The organism is Rathayibacter agropyri (genome assembly GCF_013249015.1).
Lineage (GTDB): Bacteria > Actinomycetota > Actinomycetes > Actinomycetales > Microbacteriaceae > Rathayibacter > Rathayibacter agropyri.
The window spans coordinates 1-821 of record NZ_JABRPL010000021.1; the positions used below are offsets into that span (position 1 = coordinate 1).

Sequence of the window (821 nt, forward strand, 5' to 3'; positions counted from 1 at the left end):
TTGGGGCACCTCGGCGGCGCCCCCGGTTCGCCGGCCCTGATGTCGCTCACTTGTTTCTTCCGGGTTTCCCTCCACACTCTTTTGACTTGTCCGGGCGCGTAATCAGGGCGACTATTCGCGTAGGGAAGACGAACCCCGTCAGAATCGTACCCGAAAGAGTTCGGTACACCGCGCTTCGGCAACCGGCCAGTCGGATACTTCACCGGACCCGGAGCATTACTACCACCCGGCTGGTCGACACCACGCGACTTCACGGTCGACCCGTCAATCGCGTCTAGTTTTCGTATCGTCGGGGTGAATTCGTTGCTGACTGTCACCCCTCCCGCGCCGAGGTCATTCTTGAGCCAGTCCAGGGCGCTGGCGGTCCTGCTCGGGTTCGTGATGATGGGTTTCGCGAAGTCGGCGAATTTGTTAGCCCGGCCCACAAGTCCGGTCGTTTTCGCGACTTTCAACGCCACCGCTCCGGGCAGGATGTTCCCCACGATCTGTCCGATCACCACCGGGTTACCCGCGCGGACCTGGTCAACAAGCGTCGTGGCCTGCTGCAACGCTTGGTTACGCACGTCCTCGTCGAAGATGAGGGCCTCGATCCCACGCCCCGTGTCGCGCAAATTCATCTGCGCCGCACCGCTCATCGCCTGCCCGACACCAGACCCGACACTCGCGACGAACTGCCCCGCCCACGACCCCGACTCAACCGCCGGCTGCATCACCGTGACGTCATACCAGTGGCCCACCTGATCGCTGGCCATCCCGACCAGATTCAACCCCTCACCAGTAGACACGATCGACGCGTGATCAATCGCACTGTTCACACCCCC

Annotated in this window: 1 protein-coding gene; it reads right to left on the reverse strand. The window is 62.5% G+C overall.

The window, feature by feature from the left end; all coding sequences use genetic code 11:
- The coding region (locus HRF29_RS14580; protein ID WP_173249573.1) for a hypothetical protein at window positions 1-752 on the reverse strand (752 nt) is incomplete at its 3' end.
- Window positions 753-821: the final 69 nt, after the last annotated feature.